The following is a 5,133-nucleotide window of genomic DNA, read 5'->3' as shown; positions in this document are numbered from 1 at the left end:
CGATCCAGCGAGCCTTCGAAAGCCACCTCGCAGGCCTCGGCCGCGAGCTCCTCCTTCGACGCGAAGCGTCCGTAGAAGCCGCCGTGCGTGAAGCCGGCCTCGCGGGAGATCTCCGCCAACCCGACGCCCGACACGCCGCGCTCACGGTACAGCTTGGACGCCGCGTCCACCAGCGCCTTGCGGTTGGCGGCGGATTGCTCTTTGGTGACTTTCATGATGAGCACCATTGTAGGAATCCCGCCTGCAAGTTCCGACGGCGGCGCGATGTCACGATTTTGAGTAGGGGCATCATCAAATCTGCAGCGGACATCGGGATTGCCGATACGATGTCGGCCATCATTAAAACAAGCACCCCTGGAAGGATCCTCCCGCATGCTTGCCGCCGCCCTGTCCCGCCGCATGACCCACCAGGGTCTCCACTTCAGCTGGGTGATCGCCGGGCTGACCTTCCTGACGATGTTGTTCATGTCGGCCGCGCTGGGCCTGCCCGGCGCGATGCTGCAGCCCCTGGCGCAGGAGTTCGGCTGGTCCACCAGCCAGATCTCGTCGGCGCTGGCCTTGCGCTTCGCGCTGTTCGGGCTGATGGGGCCTTTCGCGGCGGTGCTGATGGAGCGCTTCGGCGTGCGCGCCGTGGTCAGCGTGGCGCTGGGGCTGGTCGGCGGCGGCATGCTGCTGGCGGGGCTCGTCACGCAGCTGTGGCACCTGGTCGTGCTGTGGGGCGTGGTGCTAGGGCTGGGCAGCGGCATGACCGCGCTGGTGCTCGGCGCCATCGTGTCCAACCGCTGGTTCGCGACGCGCAAGGGCCTGATCATGGGCATCCTGACCGCGAGCGCCGCGACCGGCCAGTTGATCTGCCTGCCCATCGCCGCCTGGATGATCGAGCGCTGGGGCTGGCGTGCGCCGCTGCTGCCGCTGGCCGTGCTGTGCCTGGCGGTGATGAGCCTGGTGCTGCTGTTCATGCGCGACCGGCCGTCCGACGTGGGCCTCGCCCCGTACGGCGCCGACCCCGCCGCTGCTGCGGCGGCGGCCGCGCCCGCGGCCAAGGTGACCTGGCTCACGCCGTTCACCGCGCTGCGCGAGGCCTCGAGCCAGCCGACCTTCTGGCTGCTGTTCGGCACCTTCTTCATCTGCGGGCTGTCGACCAACGGCCTGGTGCAGACCCACTTCATCTCGCTGTGCGGCGACTACGGCCTGGCGGCGGTGCCGGCGGCCTCGGTGCTGGCGATGATGGGGATCTTCGACTTCATCGGCACCATCCTGTCGGGCTGGCTCAGCGACCGCTACGACACCCGCAAGCTGCTGTGCTGGTACTACGCGCTGCGCGGGCTGTCGCTGCTGTGGCTACCGAATGCGGAGTTCACGCTGTACGGGCTGTCGCTGTTCGCGGTGTTCTACGGCCTGGACTGGATCGCGACCGTGCCGCCGACGGTGCGCCTGACGGCCGAGCGCTTCGGCGCGGCGAAGGTGGGGATGGTGTTCGGCTGGATCTTCGCGGGCCACCAGATCGGCGCGGCGGTGGCGGCGTACGGCGCGGGCTTGAGCCGCAGCCTGCTGCTGAGCTATTCCCCGGCGCTGTACGTCGCTGGCGCGGCCTGCCTGCTGGCGGCGGTCATGGCGATGGTGATCCGTCGCAAGACCGCCACCGCCTGATCGCTCACTCGGCGGCGATCGCGTCCGGCGGAGCCGCCAGCAGCGCTTGAAGGCCTTCTTCGTCGAGGACGGTGACGCCCAGCTCGCGCGCCTTGTCGAGCTTGGAGCCCGCCTCCTCGCCCGCGATCACGTAGCTGGTCTTCTTCGACACCGAGCCGCTGACCTTGCCGCCGGCGGCCTCGATCAGTTCCTTGGCCTCGTCGCGCGACAGCGTCGGCAGCGTGCCGGTCAGCACCAGCGTCTTGCCCGCCAGCGGCTGCGGCCCGGCCGGCGCGGCGGCCGCGCCTTCCGATTGCGGGAATGAGACGCCCGCGGCCATCAACTGCTCGACGACCTCGCGGTTGTGCGCCTCGGCGAAGAACGCCGCGATGCTCTTCGCCACGATCGGCCCGACGTCCTTGACCGCGAGCAGTTGCTCCTCGGTCGCGCTCATCAGCGCGTCCAGGTTGCCGAAGTGCTTGGCCAGGTCCTTGGCCGTGGTCTCGCCCACCTGCCGGATGCCGAGCGCGAAGAGGAATCGCGCCATCGTCGTGTGCTTGCTCTTGTCGAGCGCGTCGACCAGGTTCAGCGCGCTCCGGTCCCCCATGCGTTCCAGCGCGGTGAGCTTGGCCACGCCGAGCTTGTAGAGCCCCGGCAGGCTGATGACGATGCCGCCGTCGACGAGCTGGTCCACCAGCTTGTCGCCCAGCCCCTCGATGTCCATCGCGCGCCGGCCGGCGAAGTGCAGCAGCGCCTGCTTGCGCTGCGCCGGGCAGAAGATGCCGCCGCTGCAGCGGTGGTCGATGCCGCCCTTCTCGCGCACGACGTCGCTGCCGCAGATCGGGCAGTGCCTGGGCATGCGGAAGTTGGCCACGTAGCCCGCGCGCTTCGAATCGACCTTGCCGACCACCTCCGGGATCACGTCCCCGGCGCGCCGGATGATGACCTGGTCGCCGACGCGGATGCCCTTGCGGCGCATCTCGAAGAGGTTGTGCAGCGTCGCGTTGCTGACCGTCGTGCCGCCGACGAAGACCGGGTCCAGCTTCGCCACCGGCGTCAGCTTGCCGGTGCGGCCGACCTGGATCTCGATGCGGTCGAGCCGGGTGACCTGCTCCTGCGCCGGGTACTTGTGCGCCACCGCCCAGCGCGGCTCGCGCGAGACGAAACCCAGCCGCCGCTGCAGCTCGCGGCTGTTGACCTTGTAGACCACGCCGTCGATGTCGAAGGGCAGCGCGTCGCGCTTCTCGCCGACACCGCGATGGAAGGCCACCAGCCCCTCGGCGCCGCGCACCACGGCGCGGTCCTCGTTGACCGGCAGGCCGTAGCTCTGCAGCGCATCCAGCATCGCGCCGTGCGTGGCGGGGATGTCCCAGCCCTGCGTCTCGCCGATGCCGTAGGCGAAGAAACTGAGCGGGCGCTGCCGCACCAGCGCCGGATCCAGCTGCCGGATCGCGCCCGCGGCCGTGTTCCGCGGGTTGACGAAGGTCTTCTCGTTGGCGGCGCGCTGGCGCTCGTTGAGCGCCTCGAAATCGTCGCGGCGCATGTAGGCCTCGCCGCGCACTTCCAGCACCGCCGCCTTCGCGCCCTCGCCCGTGAGCTTCAACGGGATCTGCTGGATCGTGCGCACGTTCTGCGTCACGTCCTCGCCGGTCTCGCCGTTGCCGCGCGTGGCCGCCTGCACCAGCACGCCGCGCTCGTAGCGCAGGCTGATCGCCAGGCCGTCGAACTTGAGCTCGGCCGCGTACTCGACCGGCGCGGCCTGCTCACCCAGGTCCAGCTCGCGACGCACGCGGGCGTCGAAGTTCTCGGCGCCGCTGGCCTCGGTGTCGGTCTCGGTGCGGATCGACAACATCGGCACCACGTGCTTCACCGGCTCGAAGCCGTCCAGCACCTGCCCGCCCACGCGCTGCGTCGGCGAGTCCGGCGTCAGCAGCGCCGGGAACGCGGCCTCGATCGCCTGGAGTTCCTGGAACAGCTTGTCGTACTCGGCGTCGGGCAGCGACGGCGTGTCCAGCACGTAGTACAGGTGGGCGTGGTGATGGAGCAGCTCACGGAGTCCGGCGGCGCGCGCGGCGGCCTGCTCGGCGGTGAGGGAAGACGCGGGCGCAGTCGCGGATGTCGGCACGGTGGTCGGCGCGGAAGTCGGCACGGGAGAGGACCTCGAGGGAGTCATGCGCGCCTAGTGGCCCACCCCCACTGAGCCGCCGCCGGTCACAGCCGGCACCCCTGTCCCCCCCTCAGAAGGAAAGCCTGTTCCCATGAATGCCAACGCGTCCGCGTCCGTCCACCGCCGTCCCAGGGCCCGCCGCATCGGCCTGGGGCCGCAACGCGGTGTCACCCTGCTGGAGCTGCTCATCGGCGTGGGCGTGATCATCGTGTTCATGGTCGGCGTGCTGATCGGCATGCGCAGCCTGAACGCCCAGATGGACCGCTCGGCGCTGCTGCGCCAGGCGCCCCAGATCAAGGTCAGCCTCGGCGGTCTCGGCGCTTCCGGCGACGGGGACTTCGCCAGCCTGGACACGGCCACCGCGATCGCCATGGGTGCCTTCCCCAGGGAGATGATCACGGGCTCGGGCGCCAACGCGCAGGCGACCCATCCGTTCGGCGGCCCGATCTTTGCCAAGGGCCTCGCCGACGACTTCGAGACGCTGAAACGGGGGCGCGCCTTTTCGCTCACCTACGCGGCCATCCCGGCCGATCAATGCGCCGGTGTCGCACGCGGCCTGGCGATGCTCGGAGAAGGCCTGTGGATCGATGCGACCGGCGCATCGCCCGCGGCGATGCCGGCCGCCGGCGACATGCTGCGGGTGCCGGGCAAGGACGCGCCGATCGACATCGGCGCGCTGGCCGAGCAGTGCGTCAAGGCGGCGGGGGCCGGCGATGCCGGCAAGGCCGTGACCATCCATGTGCTGATGGCCCTGTGATCGGACACGGCATGTTCCCCTCCCCACGCATGGCCGCGATGGCGGCCGCCCTGGCCCTGCTCGGCGTCGGCCCGGCCGATGCCGACACGCCGTCGATCGCCTGGCAGGCCCTGGCGGCCGAAGCCCCGGCCGCCTGGACCTTCCAGCGCGCCGACGGCACCGTCCACCAGGCGCTCCAGCGATGGACGCGCGAAGCGGGCTGGCAACTGGTCTGGGAGGTCGAGCGGGACTTTCCCATCGACGCCGAAGTGACGCTGCGCGGCAATTTCCTGGACGCGCTGAACCAGGCGATGGCCGCGCTGCGCGACACCGACTTTCCGCTGCAGGCCCGCATCCAGGCGGAAACCCGCGTGGTGCGCGTCGGCCGTTATCTGCCCGACGGAGCGCGCCAGTGAGGAGCGCCGCCGTCCCGCAGCGCCTCGCGACCCTCGCCTGGATGGCGGCCCGGGTCGCGGCCCGGGTCTCGGCATGTGTCGCCCTCGGCGGCTGCGCCGTCCCGGCGGCGCACCAGACCGAGCAGGTCCATGAGGACTTGTCCGATCGCGCCGCGGCGCTGCAGTCCCGCCTGCGCGAGCCCGTC

Annotated in this window: 6 protein-coding genes; 3 read left to right on the top strand and 3 right to left on the bottom strand. The window is 70.7% G+C overall.

The features are described from left to right. Positions 1-215 (bottom strand): TetR/AcrR family transcriptional regulator (locus VF536_RS13960; protein WP_331615457.1); only part of this gene is annotated, 215 nt, incomplete at its 3' end. A 157-nt stretch (positions 216-372) separates the two neighbouring features. Here VF536_RS13960 and VF536_RS13955 point away from each other — a divergent pair. Continuing rightward, on the top strand, positions 373-1,650 hold the full coding sequence (locus VF536_RS13955; protein WP_331615456.1) for an MFS transporter: 1,278 nt from the start codon (positions 373-375) through the stop codon (positions 1,648-1,650). A gap of 4 nt (positions 1,651-1,654) precedes the next feature. On the opposite strand, the gene ligA is transcribed toward VF536_RS13955, so the two are convergent. Next, a complete protein-coding gene (gene ligA / locus VF536_RS13950) occupies positions 1,655-3,802 on the bottom strand; it encodes an NAD-dependent DNA ligase LigA (protein WP_414710371.1) in 2,148 nt (715 codons plus the stop codon). Between the two features lie 85 nt (positions 3,803-3,887). Here ligA and VF536_RS13945 point away from each other — a divergent pair, with 85 nt between their 5' ends. Further along, complete coding sequence (locus tag VF536_RS13945) at positions 3,888-4,553, top strand: hypothetical protein (protein ID WP_331615455.1); 666 nt, start codon at positions 3,888-3,890, stop codon at positions 4,551-4,553. 11 nt (positions 4,554-4,564) lie between these two features. Next, positions 4,565-4,948, top strand: a complete 384-nt coding sequence (locus VF536_RS13940; protein ID WP_331615454.1) for a toxin co-regulated pilus biosynthesis Q family protein — start codon at positions 4,565-4,567, stop codon at positions 4,946-4,948. On the opposite strand, the gene VF536_RS13935 is transcribed toward VF536_RS13940, so the two are convergent. Further along, a partial coding sequence (locus VF536_RS13935) for a hypothetical protein (protein WP_331615453.1) occupies positions 4,921-5,133 on the bottom strand: 213 nt, incomplete at its 5' end. The genes VF536_RS13940 and VF536_RS13935 overlap by 28 nt on opposite strands.

Source organism: Roseateles sp. (assembly GCF_036486225.1).
Lineage (GTDB): Bacteria > Pseudomonadota > Gammaproteobacteria > Burkholderiales > Burkholderiaceae_C > Roseateles.
This window is presented reverse-complemented; position numbering and strand designations above follow the sequence as displayed.

Bases quoted from the DNA above. Each gene is read 5' to 3' on its own strand.
- VF536_RS13955 (WP_331615456.1), top strand. From the start codon at position 373: ATGCTTGCCGCCGCCCTGTCCCGCCGCATGACCCACCAGGGTCTCCAC.
- ligA (WP_414710371.1), bottom strand. From the start codon at position 3,802: ATGACTCCCTCGAGGTCCTCTCCCGTGCCGACTTCCGCGCCGACCACC.
- VF536_RS13945 (WP_331615455.1), top strand. From the start codon at position 3,888: ATGAATGCCAACGCGTCCGCGTCCGTCCACCGCCGTCCCAGGGCCCGC.
- VF536_RS13940 (WP_331615454.1), top strand. From the start codon at position 4,565: ATGTTCCCCTCCCCACGCATGGCCGCGATGGCGGCCGCCCTGGCCCTG.